We start from the raw sequence: 25045 nt of genomic DNA, 5'->3' as shown, positions 1-25045 counted from the left end.
ATGGGATGGAAAAATGAATAAAGCACTTACCAAGTTGGGCCTCATCAGCCTGGCGCTGTTACCGTCGCTGGCCATGGCTGTGCTGCCGTGGCGGACAAGGCCGATAACGCATTTATGATGATTTGCACCGCGCTGGTGCTGTTTATGACGATTCCAGGTATTGTGCGCTGTTTTACGGCGGCTTGATTCGCGGCAAGAACGTGCTTTCCATGCTGACGCAGGTGGCTTGCGCTGGTCTGCGTGCTGTGGATTGTTTACGGCTATTCGCTGGCGTTCAGCGAAGGCAACGCCTTCTTCGGCGGCTTCCAGTGGGCGATGATGAAAAATATCGAGCTGAAGGCGGTGATGGGTAGCTTCTATCAGTATATTCACGTCGAGTTCCAGGCATCGTTCGCCTGCATTACGGTGGGCCTGATCGTCGGCGCTATCGCAGAGCGCATCCGCTTCTCCGCCGTGCTGATTTTCGTCGCGGTGTGGGTGACGCTGACCTATTTACCGATCGCGCATATGGTGTGGGCGGGTGGTTTCCTGGCGCAGGATGGCGTGCTGGACTTTGCTGGCGGGACGGTCGTGCATATCAACGCCGCGGTAGCGGGCCTGGTGGGCGCCTATCTGGTGGGCAAACGCGCTGGCTTCGGCAAAGAGGCGTTCAAACCGCACAACCTGCCGAAACCTGCCGATGGTCTTTACCTGTACCGCAATCCTCTTATGTCGGCTGGTTTGGCTTTAACGCCGGCTCGTCCTCAGCCGCCAACGAAATCGCGGCGCTGGCCTTCCTGAATACGGTCGTGGCCATCGCATGCGCGGTGCTGTCGTGGACCTTCGGCGAGTGGGCGCTGCGCAGCAAGCCTTCGCTGCTGGGCGCCTGTTCCGGCGTTATCGCCGGTCTGGTAGCCATCACGCCAGCCTGCGGCTACGTTGGCGTCGGCGGCGCGCTGATTATCGGCACCTCGGCGGTCTGGCGGGCATCTGGGGCGTGACGTCGCTGAAAAAAATGCTGCGCGTGGACGATCCCTGCGACGTCTTCGGCGTACACGGCGTGTGCGGCATCGTCGGCTGTATTCTGACCGGCGTGTTTGCCTCCTCGTCGCTGGACGGCGTTGGCTACGTCGAAGGCATGACCATGGGACATCAGGTCTGGGTACAGCTTTTTAGCGTCGCCGTGACCATCGTCTGGTCTGCTGTTGTCGCCTTTATCGGCTTCAAACTGGCGAATATGATTGTCGGCCTGCGCGTGCCGGAAGAGCAGGAGTGCGAAGGTCTGGATGTCAACAGCCACGGCGAGAACGCTTACAACCAGTAAGCCGCCGGGCAGAGAAGGGCATTGCGCTAAATAATAAAAAAGCAGACAGGGGCGATGATTCGCCCCTTTTTTATGGGTGCTGCGCCAGCCTGACGTTCTGCCTGACAGAGGCCGCGCAGCCAGTTCAGCCTGCCTCTCTGGCGGAGCTGGCGGGTTACTTGCTGCGCTGGCGCATTACCCTTCCTGCACCGTCGAAGCAACCAGCACCCCCTGCCGATCGTAAAACTCGCCGCGCACAAAGCCGCGCGCGCCGGAGGCCGAGGTGCTTACCACGTTATAGAGCAGCCAGTCACTGAAGTTAAAGGAGCGGTAGAACCACATAGAGTGGTCGATCGTGGCGACCTGCATATCGGCCTCGAGAAAGCCTTTGCCGTGCGGCTGTAGCGCAACCGGCAGGAAGTTAAGGTCTGAGGCGTAGCCCAGCAGATACTGGTGGATGCGCAGATCGGTGGGAAGTCCGCCGTTGGCGCGGATCCAGACCTGGCGCACTGGCTCGCTGACGCGGCCTTTCAGCGGGTTGTGGATCTGTACGGGCCGTATCTCCAGCGGCCGCTCGGCGATAAATTTCTCCGGCACCTTTTCCGGCAGCATATGCGCCATCTTTTGAGCCAGATCCTATCGGCCTCGAGAAAGCCTTTGCCGTGCGGCTGTAGCGCAACCGGCAGGAAGTTAAGGTCTGAGGCGTAGCCCAGCAGATACTGGTGGATGCGCAGATCGGTGGGAAGTCCGCCGTTGGCGCGGATCCAGACCTGGCGCACTGGCTCGCTGACGCGGCCTTTCAGCGGGTTGTGGATCTGTACGGGCCGTATCTCCAGCGGCCGCTCGGCGATAAATTTCTCCGGCACCTTTTCCGGCAGCATATGCGCCATCTTTTGAGCCAGATCCTATTCGGACGCCAGCGTTTCCGGCCCCGGTACCTCAGGCATCGCGTTTTGATGCTCGAAGCCGCTTTCCGGCGCCTGGAAAGGAGGCGGTCATATAAAAGATGGGCTGCCCGTTCTGCACCGCGCTGACGCAGCGCGCGCTAAAGCTTTTGCTGTCGCGCAGCGTTTCTACGTCATAGATAACGCCTTTCTTGCTGTCGCCCGGGTGTAGAAAGTAGCTGTGAAACGAATGAATGATGTGCGCTTCCGGCATCGTCTGCTTGGCAGCGTACAACGCCTGGCCCACAACTTGGACGCCAAATACGTGGTGCAGGCCTAAATCCTCGCTTTGACCGCGGTAGAGTCCCTCTTCCAGTTTTTCCAGATTCAATAAATTAAGTAAATTTTGCAGCGCCTAGCTCATAGTGCAATCCTCACGGGTTAACGCCTTCACTGTGAAAGATCCGACCAGTTTCCGTCAATCAAAGAGTGATGCGGGGCGCCGCCCGACGCTGACAGGAAATACCTGGATTTTATGCCAGGATTAAGCACATAAGGCTAGTGAAACGCTGTGCAACAGAGACGCCGCCGAAAATCATAGTGTTCATATGGAGACGACATCAATGAAACTCTGGCAAGAGTAGTAAGTGATATGACATTGATTGCAGCCGCCTTAGGCTGTGCCGATCACAGCAAGCCGGTACCGACGCTGGGCGCTAGCGCAGCGGACCAGCAGGCCGCCATTGCGCAGCCTAACGTGAGCGGTACCGTCTATATCCGTCATCGCGTCGCTCTGCCACCGGATGCAGTGTTGACGGTTACGCTCTCCGACGCATCGCATCTCTGATGCACCGTCGAAGGTGCTGTCGCAGCGCGCCGTCCATACACAGGGTAAACAGGCGCCGTTCCAGTTTGTGCTGCCGTTTAACCCGGCAGATATCTAGCCGAACGCGCGAATTCTGCTGAGCACGGCGATTACCATTGACGGCAAGCTGGCGTTTATCACCGATTCGGTCAAGCCGGTCATCAATCAGGGCGGTAAGAAAAGCAGAGCTGCTGCTGGTGCCGGTGCTGCAAACAGCGCTGCCGACCTAGCCTGGCGCGGCGACCACCGTGCCGTCGACCTCCCCGACGCAGGTTACGCCATCCTCTTCCGTTCCTGCGCCAACCAGCCTGTAACCCGAGCGGCGGGGCGATATGGCCCCGCCTTTAGGGCTGCCAGCGCAATTTTACCGTCGTCGCTGATCTCTACGCCTTCCGCCGCCAGCGCATCCCGCTGCCGCAGCAAATCATCTCCCCGCAGTGAGACAGCGCCGTGCCGGTTAAGCACGCGATGCTAGGAGGCGTGCTGCCGGGCGGTAAACGCCGCAGCACGCCGCCTACCTGACGCGCCGCGCGCGGCGAACCGGCAAGCCGGGCGATATCGCCATAGATAGCCACTTTGCCGGGAGGAATCGCGGCGACAATCTGCCAGATGCGTTGTTGAAAGCTCGGGTGCGGATCCATTACCGATGTCCAGAAAGCGCAAAAGCTTACTTTACCACGGCCGCGGCGCGCGATACGCAACGCGCTGTTCAATAAACCAACGGTCGCCCGGCCGGCGCTTGCAATTGCCAGGGGCATCCCTGATAATGCCCCCGCCTTCGCAAGAGGGCTTATCGATGAAGGCTCTGTTGGTCCTCCTGCAATGCTAACTTGTGAAATCGGTCAGGTCCGGAAGGAAGCAGCCGCAGCAGGTGACGCATGTGCCGGGATGTGGCTGGCAGGGCCTCCACCATTTCTGCTCCCCTGAAAAACGCTTACGCTTATTTACAGCCATTCCATGGCCATACAGACAGGTTCGAAACAGAGCGGATGTCTTGCGGAAGAGAGGAAAAAAAGCGGTCGGTTAGCGCACGAACTTCCAGACAGAGCCAGGCACTTTATCGTAAAGCGTATTCATCGTCAGCTCAGCGAGTCGATGATCGACGGCGGAATAAAATACGGCCAGTTCATCGTCAGATAATTCATACTTATTCTTTTCAACTACGCGCTCGAGCGTATCGATAGAGCGGCAACGTCTCAGCCGCATCAAATAATCAGTTTTAGTCAGGGCTTTATTGTTCATAAATAAACCGGTCTCTTGATTAACTAAATGGAGTGGCTGGGCTATTGAAGGTAAACGCACTCTTCAGTAAAAAGATTAAATAAACGTCGGGAAGAGCGCTGACACCGATTGAGATCCTGCGTATCAATACCGTAATTAGTAAACAGCATAAAGGTATCGTCAAGATAGTCATCTATCTGCGTAATCAACGCTTCATCTTCAGCATGCTTTATTTTATAATTCATGGTGAAAGAGGCGATATGCTCAATCAGGTCGTTAAGCTGTAAATTGTTCTCGGAAGTAGGGTCGTTAAACCAGCCGTGCTGACTGTCGGTCAGCGTCGCCATGCTCTCGTCAAACAGGCTTTCACACAGAAATTTAAGCTGGGCAATATCATGCCGTTTCGGTGAGTACTCCTTCATCTTTTTCCCTCCATAGCTTGCACAGAGGCCGCAACGCGGCGAGTTAAGGCTAAGCGGCCAGAAAGCGATTTGAATGTTATTATGATATTCAGGTTAACTAAATATAATGCACAAACATTAGATTTGCTCACATCAATTACTAAATATTACAATTCGTCGGCAGGGGAGGATTGTTGGTTATCTATCAGCTCGAACTCAATGAATCCGGGAACTACTTGCAGCGTTACCTACTCCTGTCGCGTAAAATTTTCATTTAGGTCCAGGCAAGGGATAAATATACTGCCATCAAATTGATAAACCATTTCAAAACGATCTCTGGTTAAATTTTCAACAGAGATTATTTTCATGCTCTCCGTCACCAGACGTGCATGTAGGGAATACTGTTGCAACTCGCCTGCAAGAGGTTGCGCTATTTTGAGAATATTCTGCTGCAGAAAAGCAGTTAATTCCTCAGGCGTTACCGTCTCATATGCAATATCACTTCCAAGCTGCAGTCGCATCATTGGGATACCTATATCGATTGATAAGCCGATCATCTGACTTGTGCAACCACTTTGCAAGCCACCAGCAGGGGATAATATCTGTTATTGCTATTTGCCAACTCTTTTTTGCTGTTAAATCAATCTGCTGTCATCTCGCTTTATTTTAAAAGCCTCACGGACGGATACCTTTTGATACATATAGCCTTTACCGGCGGCCAGTCAATTAGGGTAGATTATTGTTATATTATAACATATTGGCGAGCAGATGAATCAAAGTGGATTGTTTCTGTCGCTGGGCGGCAGGCTGGCGATAGTCGCTGGCATTATCTTGTTGCTAGCGCTGGCGATAACCTGGGGGATGCAGCCGTGATGCACTTTTCGCAACTTCAGGCGGGCTATCAGGGCGTGGCCGTCACCCCCGTGGTCGATGCCGAACTGGCGCAGGTAAGCATGACGGTGCTGGTCGGCGCCAACTGCAGCGGCAAGTCCACGCTGCTGAAAACCATTGCCAGACTGATTAAGCCGGTGGCGGGGCGCTGCGATGTGCGGCTGTCCCGCCGCAAAATTGGCTGGATGCCGCAGCGTAGCGAACTTGAGGCGCGTTTTCCCCTGACGGTTTTCGAGCTGTTTTCCATGGGCTGTTGGCCGCGCTGCGGCTGGTTCGGCGGCGTAAGTTCAGACATGCGCGAGGAGATCTTTGCGTCGCTGGATGCGGTGCAAGCGTGCCTTCGCCGATGCGCAGCCGGGCACGCTCTCCGGCGGCCAGCTGCAGCGCGTGCTCTTTGCGCGTCTGCTGCTACGAGCCGCCTGTGGCTGCTGGATGAGCCGTTCAACGGCATCGACAGCCGCACGGTTGCTTTGCTGATGACGATTCTGCAGCAGCAGGCGGGCACTACACTGCTGGTAGTGCTGCACGACCGACCGCTGGTGGCGCGCTACTTCAGCGACATTTTGTCAATGGACGACGCCCGCTGTCGACGTGCCGCTGCGCGATCTCGCCTCATGACACTGCTTCACCCTTTTCTCTAGTTCGGCTTTATGCGCCGCGCCCTGGTGGCCTACGTCGCGCTGGCTCTCAGCGCCACGCCGCTCGGCGTCTTTCTTTCGCTGCGCCGTATGAGCCTGACTGGCGACGCGCTCTCCCATGCGCGTGCTGCCCGGCGCCGCGATCGGCTACCTGATTTCCGGCCTCTCGCTGGTAGCGATGGGTGTTGGCGGGGCTGATCGCCGGGCTGGCGGTGTCGCTGCTCTCTGGCGCGGTGAGTCGCTATACGCCGCTGAAAGAGGACGCCAGCTTTGCCGGTTTTTATCTCGGATCGCTGGCGCTCTGCGTGACGCTGGTGTCGCTGTGCGGCTCCAGTATCGATCTGCTGCATGTTCTGTTTGGCTCGCTGCTGGCGGTGGATAACCCGGCGCTGCTGCTGGTGGGCGCCATTGCCGCCTTTACGCTGCTGATGCTGGCGCTGATTTACCGCCCGCTGGTGATCGACGTCTTCGATGCCGACTCGGCATAACGTCGATATCCTCAGCCGCAGCATGCAATAAAAAAGGCTGGGATTGCTCCCGGCCAGCTATCACGACACGTTATTTTTTCTTCTTTCTTCCCTGTACCGCCTTGAAGCGCGGGTTTGACTTGCATATCACAAACACGCGTCCGTGGTGGCGCACGATCTTGCAATCCCTGTGGCGTTTTTTCGCTGACGCCAGCGAGCTGACTACCTGCATGCTCAGCTACCTGATTTCTTGAGGAAACGGTCAAAGCGCTGATTGAAGCGCGCCGCGCTGCCCTCTTTGGCAAAATCTTTCTGTTTGCCGGTGTAAAAGACGTGGGAGGCCGACGAGACGTCTAGCGTGACATAGGGCAGGGTTTCACCTTCAAACTCAATGGTGCGCTCTGTCTTTATGGTGGAGCCGATCTTGAAATAGTGATCTACCGTGGTGTCGTGAAAAACCACCGGGCGGTAGGCAGGATAGATATTCGGTTTCATAACGCCTCTTTTTGTGTGATATCATAAAGTAACATTATTATGTTATTATGGCCCTAGCCCGCCGCTGTAAAATGCAACATCGGTTCAGGACGGGCAGGCGAAGGCAATAAAAAAGGCCGCATGCGCGGCCTTTTGGTTAAAGATGAAAATCAGTGTTGCAGATGCTGTTCAATCGGGTGGCCTTTCTCCACTTCCGCCTTGTTCTTGCTGAAGCAGCGGCGCACCACCACGAAGAATACTGGCACGAAGAAGATCGCCAGCGCGGTCGCCGTGACCATGCCGCCCATTACGCCGGTACCTACCGCGTTCTGCGCGCCGGAACCGGCGCCAGTGCTGATCGCCAGCGGCAGTACGCCGAGGATAAAGGCGAGCGAGGTCATCAGAATCGGACGCAGACGCAGACGCAGACGCAGACGGCACGCCTCCAGCGTTGCTTCCACCAAGCCTTTGCCCTCTTTCTCCATCAAATCCTCGGCGAATTCAACGATCAGAATGGCGTTTTTCGCCGACAAGCCGACGGTAGTCAACAGACTCACCACGAAGTAGACGTTGTTGCTCAGTCCGCGCAGCGTGGTAAAGATCAGCGCGCCGACAACCCCAAGCGGCACCACCAGCATGACCGAGAAGGGAATCGACCAGCTCTCATAGAGCGCCGCCAGACAGAGGAAGACCACAATCAGCGAGATGGCGTAGAGCACCGGCGCCTGGTTGCCAGAGAGGCGTTCCTGATAGGACATGCCGGTCCAGTCATAGCCAATGCCCGCCGGCAGTTTCGATGCCAGCTCTTCCATCAGGTTCATGGCGTCGCCGGAGCTTTTGCTTGGCGCCGCCTGGCCCAGAATTTCCATCGACGGCAGGCCGTTATAGCGCTCCAGACGCGGCGAACCATACTGCCACTTCGCTGACGAGACGGCGGAGAAGGGCACCATGGTGCCGCTGCTGTTGCGCACATACCACTTGCTGATATCGTCAGGCAGCATACGGTCTTTGGCTTCGCCCATGACGTAGACCTTCTTCACGCGTCCGCGATCGATAAAGTCATTGACGTAGGAGCCGCCCCAGGCCGCGCCCAGCGTGGTGTTGATATCGGAAATCGACACACCCAGCGCCTGCGCTTTTTCCTGATCGACGGTCAGCTTGTACTGCGGCGTATCTTCCAGGCCGTTCGGGCGCACGCCCACCAGCGTATCACCATGCTGCGCCACCATACCCAGCAGCTGGTTACGAGCTTCGGTCAGTTTTTCATGGCCGAGGTTGTTCTGGTCGATCAGCTCAAAGTCGAAGCCGGTGGCGTTACCCAGTTCGATAATCGCCGGCAGGTTGAACGGGAACACCACCGCATCTTTGATTTGTCCCAGCGCCTGCATGGCGCGTCCGGCGATAGCCGGTACTTTTAGATTGCTGTCGCCGCGCTCGTCCCACGGCTTAAGGCTGACGAAGGCTATGCCGGTGTTCTGACCGCGGCCCGAGAAGCCGAAGCCGTTAACGGTAAATACCGACTGCACGCTGTCTTTCTCTTTCGTCAGGAAGTAGTCGGTGATCTGATCCATGACCTTCTGCGTACGCTCCAGCGTCGCGCCTGCAGGTAGCTGCGCCTGCGCGAGCAGCAGACCCTGATCCTCTTCCGGCAGGAACGAGGAGGGAAGACGCAGGAACAGATACGCCATACCCACCACGATCACCAGATAGATCACTAGATAGCGGCCGGTGCTGCGCACGATATGGCCGACGCTGTCGACGTAGTGACTGGTGCTCTTGTCGAACAGACGATTAAACCAGCCGAAGAAACCGGTGGTTTTGCCGTGATCGCCTTTCTTGATCAGCTTCAGCATAGTGGCGCAGAGCGCCGGCGTCAGGATCAACGCCACCAGCACCGACAGCGCCATCGCGGAAATGATGGTGATTTAGAACTGACGGTAGATTACGCCGGTGGAGCCGCCGAAGAAGGCCATCGGGATAAACACCACCGACAGCACCAGCGCGATGCCGAGCAGCGTGCCCTGAATCTGCTCCATCGAGCGGCGGGTGGCCTCTTTGGGCGGCAGCCCCTCTTCGGCCATTATGCGCTCGACGTTCTCCACCACCACGATAGCGTCATCCACCAGCAGGCCGATGGCGAGCACCATGTCGAACATCGTTAGCGTGTTTATCGAGTAGCCGAAGGCGTTGATGATGACGAAGGTGCCGAGCAGCACCACCGGCACCGCAATGGTCGGGATCAGCGTGGCGCGGAAGTTCTGCAGAAAGAGATACATCACTAGGAACACCAGTACAATCGCTTCGAGCAGGGTTTTCACCACCTCGAAGATAGAAATCTTAACGAACGGCGTGGTGTCGTACGGGTAAACTACTTTCAGGCCAGCCGGGAAGGTAGACTGCAGCTTGGCCAGCTGCGCTTTCACCGTATTGGCGGTATCCAGCGCGTTGGCGCCGGTGGCCAGCTTGATACCGATACCGGAAGCGGGCTTGCCATTAAAGCGCGCGATAACCTCATAGTTCTCGCCGCCCAGCTCGATTCTTGCCACGTCGCGAAGGCGCACCTGCAAGCCGTCGGTATTGACCTTCAGCAGGATCTTGCCGAACTCGTCGGTAGAGGTCAGACGCGTCTGCGCAATAATCGAAGCGTTCAGCTGCTGGTTCGGAGCAGCGGGCGCGCCGCCTAGTTGGCCGGCCACAACCTGGGCGTTCTGGGTATTGATCGCGCTGATCACGTCGACCGGCATCAGCTGATAGTTATACAGCGGTGGTGAAATATCAGCTTTTTTATTCAAAGGGTTACAAGCAATCGATCGAAATTACTCGAAATTCGATCGAAATAATTACACCTCCGTCCATTCTGAGCCTCTTGCATCCCGGTACTTGTCGGTCATGGTTGCTGATTTATGACCCAGCAGCTTTTGTGCATAGTCTTTCCCTTTTTCCTCTGCATATAAACGAGCGGATAGACTTCTAATTTCATGAAACGAAGGGGGTGTGCCTTCCCACTCTAATCCAGATTCTCGACGTGCTTTCATGAATGCTTCAGACAGTGTTTTCCTGGCGAGCACACGTTGTTTTTCATCGGCCACAATGTGATGTTCGCCATCGTTTAATGTTTTGAATCGTTTAAGTACATCCAAAAGAGAAAGGTTCAGGCATTTAAGGCGGGTCGTTTCCGCGATAGCCAGCATCATGCCTGTTTTTTCCTGTCTGACGTAAAGACGTCCATCCCGGTAATCACTCCAGCACATGCCCTGTACATCGCTCAGGCGTTGTCCTGTGAGTAGGGCCAGGTCAAGGCAGGGGCCAACCCATGCGGGTAATTTATCTGCTGCTTTACGGATAGCCTTCCAGTCGTCCAGAGTTATGCGCTCACGTTGAATTTCTACCCGCTGGTTGCGCGTAGCTTCGGCTGGATTGCTTTTGAGCAGCCCCTCGGCAATGGCCTCACGAAACAGGTCAAGCAGCAATGCTCTGATGCGGTTCGCCATTGTCACTTTCCCCGCTTTTACCCACTGATTCAGGAACGAGGCAATGTCTTTGGTTTCTAATTTCTGAAGAGCAAATTCGCCTAAATTGGCGCTAACTGCTTTCAGGTATTTATTGTACTCGCTCATCGTTTTCGGTTTGAGTTTCCGGGTCTCCAATATTTCCAGATAACGTGTAGTCCATTCGTTAACTGTGGTCGCCTGTGTGCCGCTGATGCGGTCAACGAGTGGTGATTGTTTTGATGAGCCATAAATCGCCATATTAGCAGCGATGGCTTGCGTATGGCCTCCTGTCGATGGCGGCACAGGCCGTATTCTTTTCCGGTGCGCGGGTCACGGTAGCAAAAATAGCCGCCATTGCGCGGTTGTAGGTTTGGCGGCAAATCGCGGTTCTTATGGCTTCTCCGGCGTGCCATGTCTTATCCTCGATAACAGGGTGGGGTGAAGGGCGCTGGATGGGTCAATGTTTTTGTTCTTGGTGAGCTTGCAGGCGTTTTCCTCAACCAGATATTCGCGCCCATCTCGTATCGGTGCGGGAAAAATCATTCCGTTCCCGACCAATCGCCTGACGGTTTCCATACAACGCGAACGGGGTTGCCGCCGATTCCACTCGGATAAGGTGATGTATGCCATTATTTACCTCTGCTAAAATTAAGCCGCTGTGCCGTTCGTCATGACGGCGGGCAGGGAGGATTTGTGAATCTCGGAGACGGTACCGTGAAGGTTGCCGACAGGGTGTGCTGTGATGCAGGTGATTTCATGCTGTAACAGCCGTGGTTAAAGTACTGATGCAGGTCGTAGAGGTTTGCCTTGCTGCCCGAGGATATCGATAACCTTTCGGTATCCGTTTCGCAGCCATTGAACCCATTTATCCAGTTGGGTTTCTTGCGGGTGATAGCTCCCCATGAGGGCAGCATGACCCGCGAATGCATAATTCATGGAGTGCTCCTGTGATTATATTGCTATTTGGGTGTCGTACTTGGCGTGGCTCATGGTCTTCCAACTCTGACCGTTATCTTTGGATAACATGCGCCAGCAGAAGGAGAGCCGTATTGATAAATAACCGGTTCGTCGTATGCGTCTTGCATGAATAAGTCCTTCACGGTATAAGCGTTTAAATAACCTCTCACGCTCTTTTATCCTGTTAGGTATTTTAGGTTTCATTCGTTGTTCCTCTCACGATGCAAGGCTGACGTGCTTCTGGTGGGTAAAATCGCCGTTCCAGTTGAGTTTCATGGGCACTTTGCCACGACGGTAAAGGACGTAGAGGCGTTCAGCGCCTTTACGAAGGAGTACCGGCTGGTGCTTAATGAAGTCATCGGCACCATGAACGCTAGTCAGATGTTGGTGCTCAGTCAGATATTTGTCTCGGGCGTACGACGTGGCGCGCCAACGGGTACCGGATTGGCTTTCGTTGTAGAGCCAGTTACGCTCTGCTAACCACTGGTTCACTTTCTGGGTGTTAACACCGTTGAGCATTTTGCAGAACTGGATAGGGGTCATGACCTCCTTGAACAGGCTCTTGAGGTCGTGGATTTCAGCCTCCTGCTCTTTGTTGATCAGTTTTAGCTGCTGGGTTTCCTCTGCCAGTTCGGCGGCGAGGCGCAGGGCCTCTGGATAGGTTTGTGGTATAGTAAACTGGCTTGCACGCTCTTCAAGCTCATGCCAGCGTTTGATAACGCGCATGCGTTGAATGGCGCTGTAGCCTGTGAGCAGGCATTCGGTGTGGTCGCGGTCGAGAAGATACTCAGTCTGCTGGCGATTCATGGAGTCCAGATAGATATGCTCAAAACTGAGCGTATCTTCTCCCAGTTCAACGAGCATCTTTTCGATGTCTCGCTTGACGTTCTTATGTTGCTTTTCTGTCAGCTCCGCAATCTCGCGGCTGGACATGGTTAATGTTTGTGCAATTGTTAAATTTTGCATGATCAATCTCCTCACAAGTGAATGTGATTAATGGAACCCCGGCACGATACCGGGGCGGGATTAGTGGGTTAGTGGCGTTGCAGGAACTGGTTAACGTTCGCCTGTTGCCATTTTTCGAGCGCATGGGTCATGACGCCGTAATGCTGCTGAGTGCTCTCTTCAAGCATGTGCTGCATCTCGCCCAGTACGATAGCTTCATCTTCACGGTGACGCAGAACACGGCGTATCGTCTGCTTCTCAGCGTCGAAGATGGCACCCTTGAGCGTGTTGGTAATGCCGTAAATACTGCGGCACTCTTCGGCCAGCAGGGGGAGTTGCCGGATTTCGAAGTGCTGAGGGGAGGGTACGCCGGTTACACGGCGCAGGGCATACCAGATAGCCTGTGTCCAGGCGCGGTCAAAGTGAAAGCCGTTCGCCATGCTCCAGACCAAATGGGTCAGGCAACGGGTATCATCATTGTTGAACAGTTCGGCGGCTTGGGATTTGTATTGTGGGATACTGGTTTCTTTGTCGAGGATATCCAATACCCATTTACGGAACTCTTTGGAGATCGGCGTGTTGGCGAACATTGCAATCAGGTGAGCGCCGTGCAGGGAGAAAATGCGAAGCCCAATCTTGCGTAAGCTATTGTTTATTCCATTGGTCACTGAATCAATGACCAATGACATACCCTCTGTGAACTCATCTCGATTCCGGTTGTAAAGGTTAGTAACCGATTTGACGCTGGAGTACTCGAGCGCTTTAGCAAGCTCGGTAGAAGTGAACCAGATCTGCCCGTTGTGGGAGATGGTTTCAATAACGGTATTGCGGAACATTGACGTTGTCATAGTAATGATTTCCTTGTTAGTTAAGGAACATCACCACCTAGAGGTACTAAGCTCTGTATGGTGGCGAGCTGGATAGGGTTAGTACGACCGGCTAACAAGGACCCGGCGAGCCTTGCGGCTCCCCCATCCAGCCCACCATTATTCTGATATGGCGGACTGACGCATAAAAAAACACGCTGTAGGCGTGTGTTATGCGCCTTGTTAGTTATCCGGGGTACTAAACCCGGCACCTGAATTTGCAGATGCAGAGCGACTATAGCGCATGGGTTGATCTTCCGTCAATACGGTTGCTGAGTTTCGGTTTCTTGCTACACGAGTCCGCTGTTTGCGGCTTCTAACTCCGCAAGCAGGATGTCGTTGAATTTTTCCAGCGCCTTATCGTTGTAGCGGAAAGCTTCAACCTGCTTGTTGCTGTAGCGCGATTTGTCCAGGTAGTACTCGCCGTATTCCTCCGTTTTCATATTGTTGTCGTTGGCGATACGACCAATTTTGTTGGCTGAAACATTAAATATTTTGCCGATTTGCGTGGCGGTGTAGTGTTTTTTCTCAAGCACAGGTACTGGAATCACTTCATGTCCAGCGATCGGGTTGATCAGTCCGGCGATAACGGCTTGGCGTGCGGCGTCGGAAAGCCCTGTCGCCCACTGGAAGGTTTTTTCGGCTATCTCCATCTGGATTTGCATAGCCCGGGCCTTACGGTAAGCCGCTACCTTCGTCACGGTGGGCGGTCTTCATGCTATAGCTGCCCTGCTGGCGCAATGCTGGCAAAACTTCTTCGCATACCCAATCCTGCACACGTTCGGCAGAGGGGAGTTTGCTTTTCAATATCAGGCGGTAGAGGTCAGACTCTGGCGCAAGAATGATACCTTTCGGATAAAAGCCTAAATTCAATTCCGTCGTTTCGACATAATCAATTTTAATCAATGACTTACAGTGCTTATTTAATGCCTGATGTGGGTCGCTATACCCAAGAGTTTTCGCCAGTTCGACAGCGAAGAACACTGGCTTACCTTGATAAAGCGTTCCCTGTAGCTCGATATCTGAATCAGCAGACTGAAAGAGCATGAGGTGGGTTTTGGTGATTTTGGTCATAACAATTTCTCCATAATTAAACGGATGTAGTTATCAGAGGGCTAACGGGTAAAATTTTGCAGATTGGCGGTAAGATCGCTTACACTTGGCTTAACACAGGAGGATCCGCTATGGGCCAGGTTGCATTTGATACATTGCAGGCGTCAGAAGAGCTTGAAACTGCTGGCATCTCTAGAGAACAGGCTAGGGCGATTTCGCTCGTCGTACGCAAGTCTCATGAAGTGGCGGATGTCGCTACCAAGGCTGATATTGCCGAAGTGAAGCGCGATATCGCTGACGTTCGCAAAGAGATAGCCGATGTACGCAAGGATCTGTCCGCAGAGATAGCCGATGTCCGCAAGGATATGGCTGCCGGTTTTGATAAACTTGGCATGCAGATGACCATCCGGCTTGGACTAATGGTGGCCGCTGCCGTGAGCATCATTGCTGCCATTCTCAAAATGTGACGGTGCACTATACCCCTTGCGTCAAGCGGAACCTGATTGCACGGCCGCCCGACGACGTGCATGCACTCATGCCGCCACCCTGGATAATTTCCTAATAACCTCAAGTTCGTTTCGTCATAGCTGACAAAATCACACCATTTCCTGCCCGTACACATCATTTGGGCGTGCATCTGTAGGAGGTATTGGTTTTTCGGCTTACCGGTCTTGATGGTCTCTAAATGCGTCCATGTGTTGGGGCATTTTATTTCTATCAGGCCATCATTTCCGACCAAGCCATCAGGCGACGCACCAAATCCTACGATCTCTGGATGGGGAATAAATCCCACTTCTGTAACTTCTGCGTCAAACTGGTTAAGCAGGTACATCTCCCGCGCTATCGGTTCAAGTTCAGTGCCGCGCTGCATGGCGGCGTTTGAGTAACTTTCTTCCACCTTTCCAGTTAGGCGCTGGCATATAAGCTCTGCCATGTAGTTCTGGCGGCTGGCGGAATAGCCCGATTTGGTTTTTGCCATTACGTCAGATAGGCGACTGGCGGTCACGTTGCCACAACGGGCGGAAAACCATTCATCACTATGCTGTTGCATGATCCACCTCGCTATATTCTGCATCGACGGGAATGCTTTTTTGATGCGCTCTTTTTCTGCATTGCCGATAATCTGGCGCTCTTCGTGGGTCAGGCTTTTCCATGTTTCAGCGAAGACTTCCATGCTCATCTGAGCCGCCTCTTCGCACCGGGCAATGAGTGCAGGGCGACGCTCGTCCGTTTGTTGTCCAACAACAACGCTTGCCGGGCTGCTTTCGATAATCCGCCTGCTTCGTCGCTGTCGTAAATGCCAGCAAACCCAAATGCCATGCGTGCACACTGAATAGGTGACTTGTGGCGCAACATTCGGGTAGGGTGCGACTGCCACGGTTGGGTGTTGCGCTTACACTCGTCCATATATTCGGTAACTACAGTGGGGTGTTTGCGGTCTTTTCGGTAAATCTTGCAGGTGCAAGCCCCTTCGGTTTTGTCATACTCGAACTCCATCCCGTCGAACTGTGGGTGCTCATTGATGATTCTAGCCCATCCATCAACACCAACAACCGGGACAATGCCGCCCTTATCAGGGAATGCGTAAATCTCTTTCGTCCACGGGTTGAGTCCGTACTGGTTGGCAACGATAAGTAGGGCGGTAAATTGCTCGTCCGTGACGTTACCCCCCTTGAACGCCGTATTCTTGAGGGTGCTTATTAATTCGGTGCCTGGTGCCATGCCGAGGCGTTTACCGCTTTCACACCAGAGGTAACCAGCCACTTGTCGCCGATCGCCTGCGAAGCGTTGACGCTGCGCACCTCAACCTTGTTGTCTACGCCGACTACCATCACCGTTGCCTGGCCGGTGGGCGTACGCGCCACCGCCTGCTGCGGAACCAGCAGCGCATTCGGGTTGGTGCCTTCTTCCAGACGTGCGCGCACGAACATGCCTGGCAGCAGGCGATGACCCGGGTTCGGGAAAACGGCGCGCAGCGTAATCGAGCCGGTGGTCTCGTCAACGGTGACGTCAGAGAACTCCAGCGTGCCTTTCTGCGGCGATTCGCTGCCGTCCTGCATCAGCAGTGTGACGCTGGCTTTGCCATAGACCTGCTTCAGCTGACCTGATTCCAGCTCCTCGCGCAGGCGCATAAACTCGTCGCTGGACTGGGTGACGTCAACATACATCGGGTCGAGCTGCTGCACAGTGGCCAGCGCGGTCGTCTGACCGCTCTGCACCAGCGCGCCTTCGGTAACGGCAGATTTGCCGATACGGCCGCTGATGGGCGAGGTCACCTTGGTGTAGGCGAGATTGATGCGGGCGGTTTCGACATTCGCTTTCGCGACCTGCACAGCGGCGGCGTTCTGGGCCGCGGTCGCGACGGCGTTATCGTAATCCTGCTGGCTGATATATTTGGTGCCCAGCAACGGTTTATAGAGGTTAACCTTCAGCTGCGCGATGCGCGCGTTGGCTTCCGCCTGCGCCAGATCGCCTTTGGCGCTGTCGTAGCTTGCCTGGTAGGTGGCAGGAGCGATCTGATAGAGCGATTCGCCAGCTTTAATGTCGCTGCCTTCCACAAAATTACGCTTCAGAATGATACCGGAAACCTGAGGACGCACTTCCGCCACGCGATAGGCGGAAGCCTGGCCCGGAAGTTCTGTCGTGATCTTCAGGGATTCGTTTTTAAGGGTGACCACACCAACTTCCGGGGGTGGCTGCTGGGCGGCTTGTTCGGATTTATTATAATCACATCCTGTTAACACAAAGCTGCCTGAAAACATCAGGACGGCCGCCAGAGGCGATAATTATCTGTTTTTATTCATAAATAAACTTCTAGTGTCCGATATCAATTGATCAATGGATCACAAACCGATCAACCCATTGCTGCACTAAAACACGGGTCGTGCTATGGTATATATATTCACAAATGTATGTAAACTTGCCAGTTTGTAAAAAAAATCCCTTATGTCACGAAAAAACCAAAGCGCAAGCGCTTGAAACGCGTCATCAAATTCTTGACGCTGCTCTCTCACTTTTTCCCCGTCAGGGCGTTTCCGCCACTTCGCTGGCGGATATTGCCGCAGCGGCCGGCGTCACGCGGGGGCGCTATCTACTGGCACTTCAAGAATAAAGCCGATGTATTACACGAAATATGGTTGCGCAGCGACGCTAGGCTCGACGATGTGGAACTTGAGTATCAGACAAAATACCCGGGCGATCCACTTTCCGTCTTGCGCGCCATGCTGATCTATATCTTTGAAGCGACTGCAAAGGATCCGCAGCGGCGCGCCTTGATGGAGATCATCTTTCACAAATGTGAATTTGTCGGCGAAATGGCGGCACTGAACAATACAATATCCAGCAAAGCCTGCTAACAGAGTGCTATGACAAGATAGAGGATGTTTTAAAGGAGTGCATTGAGGCAAACCAGTTGCCCGATACGCTGAATACGCGCCAGGCGGCGCTGCTGATGCGCGGCTACGTTAACGGCATGATGGAAAGCTGGCTGTTTACGCCGGAAAGCTTCGATCTCTCCGCCGCCGCGCCGCAAATTGTCGAGGTGTTTATCGATATTTATCGATATGCTGCGTCTGAGCCCGACGCTGACCGCAGCGCGCTAGCGCTGCTGCTCGGCGGCGCGCTTTTTCTCATAGTCGCGCTGGACAATCGCCAGCGCCGCCAGCACCGTTTCGACGGGCAGCCCGTTCTCTTCCAGCAGCTGAATCAAATCCACCGCTAGTTTTACTTCGTCAGGCGCGTTTTCTAGCGTCATGGTGGCTCCTTATATACGCAGTTTTGCCGCGATCAGCAGCGCGCCGATAACCGCCAGCACCAGCGTCGCGGGCAGACCGCCGGGTCGACCGGGAAACGGATAACGCTTCAGCCAGCCGGCGGCCAGCCCCGTGATTATCCAGTCAATCAATCCCACCTCAGGCTCCTGACGCAACAGGCCAAGTATAGGCGTTAGCCGGCGCCGCCGCACAGCGTCAGCGCCCAGTTCACCGCCTGAATCGCCTGACGACATCGCGCCATGCGTCCTTCAAGCGTCTCCAGCTCCTGTTTCAGCTGCTGCTGCGTCGCCAGGCTCTCCGCCAGCGCCAGCCGCTGCTCGCGCTGGTCGAGCATCGCCTGCAGCGGCCGCTCAAACTCGCGGTATTCATTCAACGTTTGCTGGCGCGGATTGGCGACCGGCTGCTCGCGGCACGGGCGCAGCTGCTGCGTGCTCGCCTCGCGCTACAGCGCGGCAATCTGATTGACCACCTTTTCCGCCAGCCAGCCGTGCTCCTGCGCGTTGGTTGAGGCGCAGAGCCGCTGCAGGTTATGTTCGATCTCCAATAAGATAGTCGGCGAGCTGCGTGCCTTTGGTGGTGAACAGCTGCCGGTCGAAGCGCGGCATGCGGCAGCGTCCGTCGGGATGCTGGGCGATCTGCGTCTGTAGCACCGTCAGGCAGGCGGTCAGGCGCTGTTGTGTGGTGGCGAATGCCATCATATTTTCATTATCTGTGCTAACGTAGCGCGCATGCAAACGATCCAAGCCATTTTATGCAACGCATTATATTTCTGACACTCGGCTGGCTGGCCTGCCCTGGTGCTCGGCGCGCTGGGCATTGTATTGCCATTTTATTGCCTACCACGCCATTCGTGCTGCTGGCGGCCTGGTGCTTCGCCCGCTCGTCGCCGCGCTTTCACCACTGGCTGCTGTGGCGCTCGCCGTTCGGCCGCTATTTACGTCACTGGCAGCAGCATCGCGCGATGCCGTCCGGCGCGAAAGGGCGCGCCATCCTGCTGATCTTAGTCACCTTTAGCCTCTCTATCTGGCTGGTGAAAATTCTGTGGCTGCGCCTCTTTCTTGGCGTAATGCTCTGCCTTTTGCTGCTGATGATATGGAGTATTCCTGTGGCGGCGGAAACGCCCGACGATCGCGCGCCGCCGCGATAAGGTTGCATTTAGCCGGCCATTTGCTTAGATTTGGGCATCTTCGTGCGTTGCTTCCTTTTTTACTCTCTGCGTCTGATTCATTTCGGAATCTGACGTATTGGAAGCTGTGCGATGTAAAGTTTTTACCAGGCGTAAGATTATGACCGCAACTGCGCAGCAGCTTGAATTCATTAAAGAGAGCATTAAAAGCATTCCGGATTACCCGAAACCGGGGATTCTCTTCCGCGACGTCACCAGCCTGCTGGAAGATCCCAAAGCCTATGCCGCGACCATCGCGCTGTTTGTCGAGCGCTACCGCGACAAGGGCATCACCAAGGTGGTGGGAACGGAAGCGCGCGGCTTTCTCTTCGGCGCGCCCGTGGCGCTGGCGTTAGGCGTCGGCTTTGTGCCGGTGCGCAAGCCCGGCAAGCTGCCACGCGCTACCTACAGCGAATCCTATGAGCTGGAGTACGGCCCCGATGCGCTTGAGCTGCATCAGGACGCCATCAAGCCCGGCGACGTGGTGCTGGTGGTGGACGATCTGCTGGCGACCGGCGGCACCCTCGAAGCGACGGTCAAGCTGCTCCGCCGCGCCGGCGGCGAAGTCAGAGACGCCGCCTTTGTGATTAACCTCTTCGATCTGACCGGCGAATCCCGCCTGAAAGCGCTGGGCGTCGACTGCTACAGCTTGGTAAACTTCCCGGGTCACTGAGTGACCGTGGCCTTGCCGCGCGCGAGGCCACAAGTAATAGGCAATGCCCGCCGTCGCTGTTAAACTACTGCAACGATATACAGGAGTTGCAGCGCGTCTGCGCTCATCTTTCCAACCACATCCAGTGATCGAATCCATATGAGCTATCAGGTACTTGCGCGAAAATGGCGTCCCCAGGCATTTGCTGACGTTGTCGGTCAGGAACATGTCCTGACCGCGCTGGCGAATGGACTGTCACTGGGACGACTCCATCATGCTTATCTTTTTTCCGGCACGCGCGGCGTGGGCAAAACCACCATCGCGCGTCTGCTGGCAAAAGGCCTCAACTGCGAAACCGGTATCACCGCCACCCCCTGCGGACAGTGCGACAACTGCCGCGAGATCGAGCAGGGCCGCTTTGTCGATCTGATCGAGATCGACGCCGCCTCGCGTACCAAAGTCGAAGACACACGCGACCTGCTGGACAACGTTCAGTACGCACCGGCGCGCGGCCGGTTCAAAGTCTACCTGATCGACGAAGTGCACATGCTGTCGCGTCACAGCTTCAATGCGCTGTTGAAAACGCTGGAAGAGCCGCCGTCGCACGTTAAATTTCTGCTCGCCACTACCGATCCGCAAAAGCTGCCGGTCACCATCCTGTCCCGCTGCCTGCAGTTTCATCTCAAGGCGCTCGACGTCGAGCTGATCCGCAAACAGCTCGACTATGTGCTGCAGCAGGAGCAGATCGAGAGCGAGCCGCGTGCACTGCAATTGCTGGCGCGCGCCGCCGACGGCAGCATGCGCGACGCCCTTAGCCTGACCGATCAGGCGATCGCCATGGGGCAGGGCGTGGTCAGCAGCGGCTGCGTCAGCCAGATGCTTGGTACGCTGGACGATGAGCAGCCGCTGGGTCTGATCGAGGCGCTGGTGGACGGTAGCGGCGAACAGGTGATGGCGCTGCTCAACCAGGCCGTCTCGCGCGGTGTGGAGTGGGAGGCGCTGCTGGTGGAGATGCTGCGTCTGCTGCACCGCATCGCGATGGTGCAGCTGCTGCCCAGCTCGATCAACGATGAAGAAGAGAGCCACGCGCCGCGCCTGCGCGAGCTGGCGCGCGTGTTGCCGCCCGCCGATGTGCAGCTCTACTACCAGACGCTACTGATGGGGCGCAAAGATCTGCCGTTGGCGCCGGATCGCCGTATGGGCGTCGAGATGGCGTTGCTGCGCGCGCTGGCCTTCCATCCGCACACGGCGATTGCCGAGCCGGTGGCGCGTCCGGCGATAACGCCGCAGGCGGAGCCGCAAACGGCGCCGGCCGCCGCCTCCGCCCAGCTGCAGATGGCGCCGCCGCCTGAACGCACTGCGCCGCCCGCCTCTGCGCCCGACGGCCCGCTTTCCGATGCTACCAGCCAGCTCCTGCAGGCGCGCACTCAGCTGCTGCGTCAGGGAGCTAACAAAGTAAAAAAGAGTGAGCCGGCAGCGTCGGCTAACTCCGCGCTGGCGCGTCTGGCGTCCGTTACCGAACGTGTGGCCGAACGAGCGCAGGCGCGACCGCGCGACGCGGTGCCGGTGAAAAAAGAGGCCTACCGCTGGAAAGCGCAAACTCAGGTTGAAGTAGTGGCCGAGCCGGTCGCCACGCCAAAAGCCTTGCGTTCGGCGCTTGAGCATGAGAAAACCCCTGAGCTGGCGGCGCGCCTGATGGAAGAGGCGCAGCAGCACGATCCTTGGGCGGCGGAAATCGACGCTCTGGCACTGCCGAAGCTGGTGCAGCAGCTGGCGCTGAACGCCTGGAAAGAGAGCACGGAGCAGGGCGTTTGCCTGCACTTGCGTTCCAGCCAGCGTCATCTGAATTCCGCCTCGGCGCAGCAGGTGCTCGGCGCGGCATTGAGCGACGCCGCCGGCCAGCCAGTTGAGCTGACGATTATCGAAGATGATAATCCGGCGGTGTTAACACCGCTTGAATGGCGGCAGGCCATTTATGAAGAGAAGCTGGCGCAGGCGCGCCAGTCTATTATTAGCGATACGCACATCCAGACGCTACGCCGGTTCTTCGATGCCGATCTGGATGAAGAGAGTATTCGACCCGTTTGACCACGCTGCCGCTGTCTTCTGGATAGCGATGCGGCCTTAGCTGAGAGATAAAACTATGTTTGGTAAAGGCGGACTGGGTAACCTGATGAAGCAGGCCCAGCAGATGCAATACAAAGTGGCCCAGGTCCAAGAAGAGATCGCTGCACTGGAAGTCACCGGCGAATCGGGCGCGGGCCTGGTGAAAGTGACCATCAACGGCGCGCACAACTGCCGCCGCGTGGAGATCGATCCCAGCCTGCTGGAAGATGACAAAGATATGCTGGAAGATCTGGTCGCCGCCGCGTTCAACGACGCCGCGCGCCGCATCGACGAAACGCAGAAAGAGAAAATGGCTTCTGTTTCCGCCGGCGTGCAGCTGCCGCCGGGCTTTAAGATGCCGTTCTGATGCAAACCAGTCCACTGCTTGAATCCCTGATGGAGCGCTGCGCTGTCTGCCCGGCGTTGGGCCGAAGTTGGCACAGCGTATTGCGTTTCAGCTGCTGCAGCGCGCCATGTCGGAAATCGGCCACTGCGCCGACTGCCGCACCTTCACCGAGCAGGAAATTTGCACTATCTGCGCCAATCCGCGGCGTCAGCAAAACGGGCAAATCTGAGTGGTGGAGAGTCCGACGGATATTTACGCCATCGAGCAAACCGGCCAGTTCGCCGGTCGCTATTTCGTGCTGATGGGGCACCTCTCTCCGCTGGACGGCATCGGCCGCAGGATATCGGGCTGGACCGGCTTGAGCAGCGGCTGGAGAGCGAGACCATTAAAGAGGTGATCCTCGCCACCAACCCCACGGCGTGCCGGTGGGCGGCAAGCTGGAGATGGTGGACGGCACCACGCTGTCGCACTCGCTGGCCGGGCACCACAAGCTTACTTTCTGAACGCTTGCCGACGTCGTCGCTGACGTCGGCTTGAAATTTTCCCCGCCATCCCCACATCAACCTCAACGTTCGTTCAACCTGATTCTGCTGAGGTAATAATGACCATGAAAGGACAAGAGACGCGTGGCTTTCAGTCAGAGGTAAAACAGCTTCTGCACCTGATGATCCATTCCCTCTACTCAAACAAAGAGATTTTCCTGCGCGAGCTGATCTCCAACGCCTCGGACGCGGCGGACAAGCTGCGCTTCCGCGCACTGTCGGACGCCAGCCTCTATGAAGGCGACGGCGATCTGCGCGTGCGTCTCTCTGTTGACAAGGAAAACCGTACCCTGACGCTGTCGGACAACGGTATCGGCATGCGCCGCGACGAGGTGATTGAGAATCTGGGCACCATCGCCAAATCGGGCACCAAATCGTTCCTCGAATCGCTGGGATCGGATCAGGCGAAAGACAGCCAGCTGATCGGCCAGTTCGGCGTCGGCTTCTACTCCGCCTTTATCGTCGCCGACAAGGTGTCGGTGCGCACCCGCGCGGCCGGCGCGTCGGCGGAAGAAGGGGTATTCTGGGAATCAGCGGGTGAGGGCGAATACACTATCGCCGATATCACCAAAGCCGATCGCGGCACCGAAATCATGCTGCACCTGCGCGAGGGCGAGGATGAGTTTCTTGATGCCTGGCGCGTGCGCAGCATTATCGGCAAGTACTCCGATCACATCGCGCTGTCGGTGGAGATCGAAACCCGTGACGAAGAGAACGACACCAACAGCTGGGAGAATATCAACAAAGCCCAGGCGCTCTGGACGCGCAATAAGTCTGAGATCAGCGACGACGAGTACAACGAATTCTACAAGCATATCGCGCACGACTTCAGCGATCCGGCCGCCTGGAGCCATAACCGAGTTGAGGGCAAGCAGGAGTACACCAGCCTGCTCTATATTCCATCGCGCGCGCCGTTCGACATGTGGAATCGTGACCATAAGCACGGCCTGAAGCTCTACGTGCAGCGCGTCTTTATCATGGACGACGCCGAGCAGTTTATGCCGAACTACCTGCGCTTTGTGCGCGGCCTGATCGACTCCAGCGATCTACCGCTGAACGTCTCGCGTGAGATTCTGCAGGACAGCCGCGTGACCCAGAGCCTGCGCGCCGCGATGACCAAACGCACGCTGCAGATGCTGGAGAAGCTGGCGAAAGACGACGTCGAGAAGTATCAGGCCTTCTGGAAAGAGTTCGGTCTGGTGCTGAAAGAGGGCCTGGCGGAAGACAGCGTTAACCAGGAAGCTATCGCCAAACTGCTGCGCTTCGCCTCAACGCACAGCGACAGCGCCGAGCAGACCGTGTCGCTAGAAGAGTACGTCAGCCGCATGGTGGAAGGTCAGGAGAAGATCTATTACATTACTGCCGACAGCTATGCCGCCGCGAAGAGCAGCCCGCATCAGGAGCTGTTCCGTAAAAAAGGCATCGAGGTGCTGCTGCTCTCCGACCGCATCGACGAGTGGATGATGAGCTACCTGACCGAATTCGACGGCAAGGCGTTCCTGTCGGTCAGCAAGGCGGACGAGTCGCTGAGCAAACTGGCGGATGAAGAGAGCGAAGAGCATAAAGAGGCAGAGAAGGCGCTGGAGCCTTTCGTGGATCGCGTGAAAACCCTGCTGGGCGACCGCGTGAAAGAGGTGCGTCTGACGCATCGTCTCACCGATACGCCAGCCATCGTCACCACCGACGCCAACGAAATGAGCACCCAGATGGCGAAGCTGTTCGCCGCGGCGGGCCAGGCGGTACCTGAAGTGAAGTATATTTTCGAGATCAACCCGGACCACCAGCTGGTGAAACGCGTGGCAGATACCCAGGACGAGGCTCGCTTCGGCGAGTGGGTTGAGCTGCTGCTGGATCAGGCACTGCTGGCCGAACGCGGCACGCTGGACGACCCGAACCAATTTATCCGTCGCATGAATCAGCTGCTGACGGCGTAAATAGCTGTAACAAAGGCCGGTAGCAACACCGGCCTTTGTTTACTAAAGCGGTACTGTCGCGGGTGGCATGGCCCGATCGCAAAGACGCAAAA

22 protein-coding genes, 1 other RNA gene, 14 pseudogenes and 1 other annotated feature are annotated in these 25045 nt (G+C 56.1%); of the genes and pseudogenes, 13 read left to right on the top strand and 24 right to left on the bottom strand.

Features of this window, described 5'->3' with window-relative positions; all coding sequences use genetic code 11:
• The first annotated feature begins 13 nt into the window (after positions 1-13).
• A pseudogene (gene amtB / locus EIO60_RS06015) lies at positions 14-1303 on the top strand (ammonium transporter AmtB).
• Between the two features lie 174 nt (positions 1304-1477).
• Here the strand turns inward: amtB and EIO60_RS06010 are convergent.
• Together EIO60_RS06010 and EIO60_RS06005 are read right to left on the bottom strand one after the other, a co-directional pair.
• A pseudogene (locus tag EIO60_RS06010) lies at positions 1478-1918 on the bottom strand (acyl-CoA thioesterase II); the annotation flags it as partial.
• A gap of 8 nt (positions 1919-1926) precedes the next feature.
• Positions 1927-2578: pseudogene (locus EIO60_RS06005) on the bottom strand (acyl-CoA thioesterase domain-containing protein); the annotation flags it as partial.
• Positions 2579-2818: 240 nt separating this feature from the next.
• Here EIO60_RS06005 and EIO60_RS06000 point away from each other — a divergent pair.
• Positions 2819-3345: pseudogene (locus EIO60_RS06000) on the top strand (YbaY family lipoprotein).
• On the opposite strand, the pseudogene EIO60_RS05995 reads toward EIO60_RS06000, so the two are convergent.
• Positions 3305-3672: pseudogene (locus EIO60_RS05995) on the bottom strand (MGMT family protein). The pseudogenes EIO60_RS06000 and EIO60_RS05995 overlap by 41 nt on opposite strands.
• Before the next feature lie 165 nt (positions 3673-3837).
• Between EIO60_RS05995 and ffs the strand changes: the two are divergent.
• Positions 3838-3934: signal recognition particle sRNA small type (gene ffs / locus EIO60_RS05990), an RNA gene on the top strand.
• Positions 3935-4054: 120 nt separating this feature from the next.
• Here the strand turns inward: ffs and EIO60_RS05985 are convergent.
• The 3 genes from EIO60_RS05985 to EIO60_RS05975 form a co-directional block, all read right to left on the bottom strand.
• On the bottom strand, positions 4055-4273 hold the full coding sequence (locus EIO60_RS05985) for an HHA domain-containing protein (RefSeq protein ID WP_258576182.1): 219 nt from the start codon (positions 4271-4273) through the stop codon (positions 4055-4057).
• A gap of 41 nt (positions 4274-4314) precedes the next feature.
• A complete protein-coding gene (tomB, locus tag EIO60_RS05980; protein ID WP_258576181.1) occupies positions 4315-4674 on the bottom strand; it encodes an Hha toxicity modulator TomB in 360 nt (119 codons plus the stop codon).
• Between the two features lie 227 nt (positions 4675-4901).
• The gene (locus tag EIO60_RS05975; RefSeq protein WP_258576180.1) at positions 4902-5177 is read right to left on the bottom strand and encodes a hypothetical protein; all 276 of its coding nucleotides are present in this window, start codon (positions 5175-5177) and stop codon (positions 4902-4904) included.
• A gap of 348 nt (positions 5178-5525) precedes the next feature.
• On the opposite strand from EIO60_RS05975, the gene EIO60_RS05970 reads away from it, so the two are divergent.
• Together EIO60_RS05970 and EIO60_RS05965 are read left to right on the top strand one after the other, a co-directional pair.
• Positions 5526-6185 carry a metal ABC transporter ATP-binding protein gene (locus tag EIO60_RS05970; protein WP_258576301.1) on the top strand — a complete coding sequence of 220 codons (660 nt, stop codon included), beginning with the start codon at positions 5526-5528 and terminating at the stop codon, positions 6183-6185.
• 9 nt (positions 6186-6194) lie between these two features.
• Positions 6195-6661 (top strand): annotated as a pseudogene (locus EIO60_RS05965) (metal ABC transporter permease); the annotation flags it as partial.
• Positions 6662-6740: 79 nt separating this feature from the next.
• Here the strand turns inward: EIO60_RS05965 and ykgO are convergent.
• The 12 genes and pseudogenes from ykgO to EIO60_RS05915 form a co-directional block, all read right to left on the bottom strand.
• A complete protein-coding gene (gene ykgO, locus EIO60_RS05960) occupies positions 6741-6881 on the bottom strand; it encodes a type B 50S ribosomal protein L36 (RefSeq protein ID WP_258576179.1) in 141 nt (46 codons plus the stop codon).
• 2 nt (positions 6882-6883) lie between these two features.
• Positions 6884-7144, bottom strand: a complete 261-nt coding sequence (locus EIO60_RS05955; RefSeq protein ID WP_258576178.1) for a type B 50S ribosomal protein L31 — start codon at positions 7142-7144, stop codon at positions 6884-6886.
• A 149-nt stretch (positions 7145-7293) separates the two neighbouring features.
• Positions 7294-9885 (bottom strand): annotated as a pseudogene (locus EIO60_RS05950) (efflux RND transporter permease subunit); the annotation flags it as partial.
• Between the two features lie 78 nt (positions 9886-9963).
• Complete coding sequence (locus tag EIO60_RS05945; protein WP_258576177.1) at positions 9964-10872, bottom strand: tyrosine-type recombinase/integrase; 909 nt, start codon at positions 10870-10872, stop codon at positions 9964-9966.
• Positions 10873-10943: 71 nt separating this feature from the next.
• A pseudogene (locus EIO60_RS05940) lies at positions 10944-11027 on the bottom strand (phage integrase Arm DNA-binding domain-containing protein); the annotation flags it as partial.
• Positions 11005-11190, bottom strand: a complete 186-nt coding sequence (locus EIO60_RS05935; RefSeq protein ID WP_258576300.1) for an excisionase — start codon at positions 11188-11190, stop codon at positions 11005-11007. The gene EIO60_RS05935 and the pseudogene EIO60_RS05940, both read right to left, overlap by 23 nt.
• Positions 11191-11388: 198 nt before the next feature.
• Positions 11389-11550: a protease FtsH-inhibitory lysogeny factor CIII gene (locus tag EIO60_RS16595; protein ID WP_374058137.1), complete on the bottom strand. Its 162-nt coding sequence runs from the start codon at positions 11548-11550 to the stop codon at positions 11389-11391.
• Between the two features lie 15 nt (positions 11551-11565).
• Positions 11566-11775: a ParE family toxin-like protein gene (locus EIO60_RS17130; RefSeq protein WP_445082592.1), complete on the bottom strand. Its 210-nt coding sequence runs from the start codon at positions 11773-11775 to the stop codon at positions 11566-11568.
• 12 nt (positions 11776-11787) lie between these two features.
• Positions 11788-12537 (bottom strand): Rha family transcriptional regulator, encoded by a 750-nt coding sequence (locus tag EIO60_RS05930; RefSeq protein WP_258576176.1) that lies wholly within the window; start codon positions 12535-12537, stop codon positions 11788-11790.
• A gap of 68 nt (positions 12538-12605) precedes the next feature.
• The gene (locus tag EIO60_RS05925) at positions 12606-13364 is read right to left on the bottom strand and encodes a BRO-N domain-containing protein (RefSeq protein ID WP_258576175.1); all 759 of its coding nucleotides are present in this window, start codon (positions 13362-13364) and stop codon (positions 12606-12608) included.
• A gap of 308 nt (positions 13365-13672) precedes the next feature.
• On the bottom strand, positions 13673-14047 hold the full coding sequence (locus EIO60_RS05920) for a hypothetical protein (protein WP_258576174.1): 375 nt from the start codon (positions 14045-14047) through the stop codon (positions 13673-13675).
• A gap of 10 nt (positions 14048-14057) precedes the next feature.
• The gene (locus tag EIO60_RS05915; protein ID WP_258576173.1) at positions 14058-14456 is read right to left on the bottom strand and encodes a BRO-N domain-containing protein; all 399 of its coding nucleotides are present in this window, start codon (positions 14454-14456) and stop codon (positions 14058-14060) included.
• 110 nt (positions 14457-14566) lie between these two features.
• Between EIO60_RS05915 and EIO60_RS05910 the strand changes: the two genes are divergently transcribed.
• Positions 14567-14902 carry a DUF1640 domain-containing protein gene (locus EIO60_RS05910; RefSeq protein ID WP_258576299.1) on the top strand — a complete coding sequence of 112 codons (336 nt, stop codon included), beginning with the start codon at positions 14567-14569 and terminating at the stop codon, positions 14900-14902.
• A gap of 110 nt (positions 14903-15012) precedes the next feature.
• Here the strand turns inward: EIO60_RS05910 and EIO60_RS05905 are convergent.
• The 3 pseudogenes from EIO60_RS05905 to EIO60_RS05895 all read right to left on the bottom strand — a co-directional run.
• A pseudogene (locus tag EIO60_RS05905) lies at positions 15013-15486 on the bottom strand (lambda exonuclease family protein); the annotation flags it as partial.
• Between the two features lie 227 nt (positions 15487-15713).
• Positions 15714-16157 (bottom strand): annotated as a pseudogene (bet, locus tag EIO60_RS05900) (phage recombination protein Bet); the annotation flags it as partial.
• Positions 16158-16171: 14 nt separating this feature from the next.
• Positions 16172-17197, bottom strand: a pseudogene (locus EIO60_RS05895) (efflux RND transporter periplasmic adaptor subunit); the annotation flags it as partial.
• 146 nt (positions 17198-17343) lie between these two features.
• Here EIO60_RS05895 and acrR point away from each other — a divergent pair.
• Positions 17344-18037, top strand: a pseudogene (acrR, locus tag EIO60_RS05890) (multidrug efflux transporter transcriptional repressor AcrR).
• Here the strand turns inward: acrR and rsmS are convergent.
• The 3 genes and pseudogenes from rsmS to priC all read right to left on the bottom strand — a co-directional run bounded on the left by rsmS (position 18034) and on the right by priC (position 18903).
• Positions 18034-18189, bottom strand: a complete 156-nt coding sequence (gene rsmS, locus EIO60_RS05885; protein ID WP_258576172.1) for a pleiotropic regulatory protein RsmS — start codon at positions 18187-18189, stop codon at positions 18034-18036. The pseudogene acrR and the gene rsmS sit on opposite strands and share 4 nt — an antisense overlap.
• Before the next feature lie 9 nt (positions 18190-18198).
• Positions 18199-18345: a GlsB/YeaQ/YmgE family stress response membrane protein gene (locus EIO60_RS05880; RefSeq protein WP_258576171.1), complete on the bottom strand. Its 147-nt coding sequence runs from the start codon at positions 18343-18345 to the stop codon at positions 18199-18201.
• Between the two features lie 35 nt (positions 18346-18380).
• Positions 18381-18903: pseudogene (priC, locus tag EIO60_RS05875) on the bottom strand (primosomal replication protein PriC).
• 56 nt (positions 18904-18959) lie between these two features.
• Here priC and EIO60_RS05870 point away from each other — a divergent pair.
• From EIO60_RS05870 to htpG, 6 genes and pseudogenes are all read left to right on the top strand, one after another.
• On the top strand, positions 18960-19355 hold the full coding sequence (locus EIO60_RS05870; protein WP_258576170.1) for a DUF454 family protein: 396 nt from the start codon (positions 18960-18962) through the stop codon (positions 19353-19355).
• Positions 19356-19494: 139 nt separating this feature from the next.
• Positions 19495-20046: an adenine phosphoribosyltransferase gene (gene apt, locus EIO60_RS05865; protein WP_258576169.1), complete on the top strand. Its 552-nt coding sequence runs from the start codon at positions 19495-19497 to the stop codon at positions 20044-20046.
• Between the two features lie 138 nt (positions 20047-20184).
• A complete protein-coding gene (gene dnaX / locus EIO60_RS05860; RefSeq protein ID WP_258576168.1) occupies positions 20185-22113 on the top strand; it encodes a DNA polymerase III subunit gamma/tau in 1929 nt (642 codons plus the stop codon).
• Positions 21464-21537 (top strand) — a sequence feature (DnaX frameshifting element). (Overlaps the previous gene by 74 nt.)
• Positions 22114-22168: 55 nt before the next feature.
• A complete protein-coding gene (locus tag EIO60_RS05855) occupies positions 22169-22498 on the top strand; it encodes a YbaB/EbfC family nucleoid-associated protein (RefSeq protein ID WP_258576167.1) in 330 nt (109 codons plus the stop codon).
• A pseudogene (locus EIO60_RS05850) lies at positions 22498-22980 on the top strand (recombination mediator RecR). The gene EIO60_RS05855 and the pseudogene EIO60_RS05850 overlap by 1 nt, the downstream one beginning before the upstream one ends.
• Before the next feature lie 104 nt (positions 22981-23084).
• The gene (gene htpG / locus EIO60_RS05845; protein WP_258576298.1) at positions 23085-24953 is read left to right on the top strand and encodes a molecular chaperone HtpG; all 1869 of its coding nucleotides are present in this window, start codon (positions 23085-23087) and stop codon (positions 24951-24953) included.
• Positions 24954-25045: the final 92 nt, after the last annotated feature.

The sequence above is a fragment of the Candidatus Pantoea persica genome (assembly GCF_013753875.1).
GTDB lineage: Bacteria > Pseudomonadota > Gammaproteobacteria > Enterobacterales > Enterobacteriaceae > Pantoea > Pantoea persica.
The sequence above is the reverse complement of the archived record's forward strand: the minus strand, read 5'-3'. Positions and strand labels throughout refer to the sequence as shown.

What these genes read in the sequence shown, in the direction of transcription:
- rsmS (WP_258576172.1), bottom strand. Translation starts at nt 18,189, where the DNA reads ATGACGCTAGAAAACGCGCCTGACGAAGTAAAACTAGCGGTGGATTTG.
- EIO60_RS17130 (WP_445082592.1), bottom strand. Translation starts at nt 11,775, where the DNA reads ATGAAACCTAAAATACCTAACAGGATAAAAGAGCGTGAGAGGTTATTT.
- EIO60_RS05910 (WP_258576299.1), top strand. Translation starts at nt 14,567, where the DNA reads ATGGGCCAGGTTGCATTTGATACATTGCAGGCGTCAGAAGAGCTTGAA.
- tomB (WP_258576181.1), bottom strand. Translation starts at nt 4,674, where the DNA reads ATGAAGGAGTACTCACCGAAACGGCATGATATTGCCCAGCTTAAATTT.
- EIO60_RS05855 (WP_258576167.1), top strand. Translation starts at nt 22,169, where the DNA reads ATGTTTGGTAAAGGCGGACTGGGTAACCTGATGAAGCAGGCCCAGCAG.
- EIO60_RS05970 (WP_258576301.1), top strand. Translation starts at nt 5,526, where the DNA reads ATGCACTTTTCGCAACTTCAGGCGGGCTATCAGGGCGTGGCCGTCACC.
- htpG (WP_258576298.1), top strand. Translation starts at nt 23,085, where the DNA reads ATGAAAGGACAAGAGACGCGTGGCTTTCAGTCAGAGGTAAAACAGCTT.
- EIO60_RS05935 (WP_258576300.1), bottom strand. Translation starts at nt 11,190, where the DNA reads ATGGAAACCGTCAGGCGATTGGTCGGGAACGGAATGATTTTTCCCGCA.
- EIO60_RS05975 (WP_258576180.1), bottom strand. Translation starts at nt 5,177, where the DNA reads ATGATGCGACTGCAGCTTGGAAGTGATATTGCATATGAGACGGTAACG.
- EIO60_RS05945 (WP_258576177.1), bottom strand. Translation starts at nt 10,872, where the DNA reads ATGGCGATTTATGGCTCATCAAAACAATCACCACTCGTTGACCGCATC.
- ykgO (WP_258576179.1), bottom strand. Translation starts at nt 6,881, where the DNA reads ATGCAGGTAGTCAGCTCGCTGGCGTCAGCGAAAAAACGCCACAGGGAT.
- EIO60_RS16595 (WP_374058137.1), bottom strand. Translation starts at nt 11,550, where the DNA reads ATGAATTATGCATTCGCGGGTCATGCTGCCCTCATGGGGAGCTATCAC.
- EIO60_RS05930 (WP_258576176.1), bottom strand. Translation starts at nt 12,537, where the DNA reads ATGCAAAATTTAACAATTGCACAAACATTAACCATGTCCAGCCGCGAG.
- EIO60_RS05915 (WP_258576173.1), bottom strand. Translation starts at nt 14,456, where the DNA reads ATGACCAAAATCACCAAAACCCACCTCATGCTCTTTCAGTCTGCTGAT.
- EIO60_RS05955 (WP_258576178.1), bottom strand. Translation starts at nt 7,144, where the DNA reads ATGAAACCGAATATCTATCCTGCCTACCGCCCGGTGGTTTTTCACGAC.
- EIO60_RS05985 (WP_258576182.1), bottom strand. Translation starts at nt 4,273, where the DNA reads ATGAACAATAAAGCCCTGACTAAAACTGATTATTTGATGCGGCTGAGA.
- dnaX (WP_258576168.1), top strand. Translation starts at nt 20,185, where the DNA reads ATGAGCTATCAGGTACTTGCGCGAAAATGGCGTCCCCAGGCATTTGCT.
- EIO60_RS05920 (WP_258576174.1), bottom strand. Translation starts at nt 14,047, where the DNA reads ATGCAAATCCAGATGGAGATAGCCGAAAAAACCTTCCAGTGGGCGACA.
- apt (WP_258576169.1), top strand. Translation starts at nt 19,495, where the DNA reads ATGACCGCAACTGCGCAGCAGCTTGAATTCATTAAAGAGAGCATTAAA.
- EIO60_RS05870 (WP_258576170.1), top strand. Translation starts at nt 18,960, where the DNA reads ATGCAACGCATTATATTTCTGACACTCGGCTGGCTGGCCTGCCCTGGT.
- EIO60_RS05925 (WP_258576175.1), bottom strand. Translation starts at nt 13,364, where the DNA reads ATGACAACGTCAATGTTCCGCAATACCGTTATTGAAACCATCTCCCAC.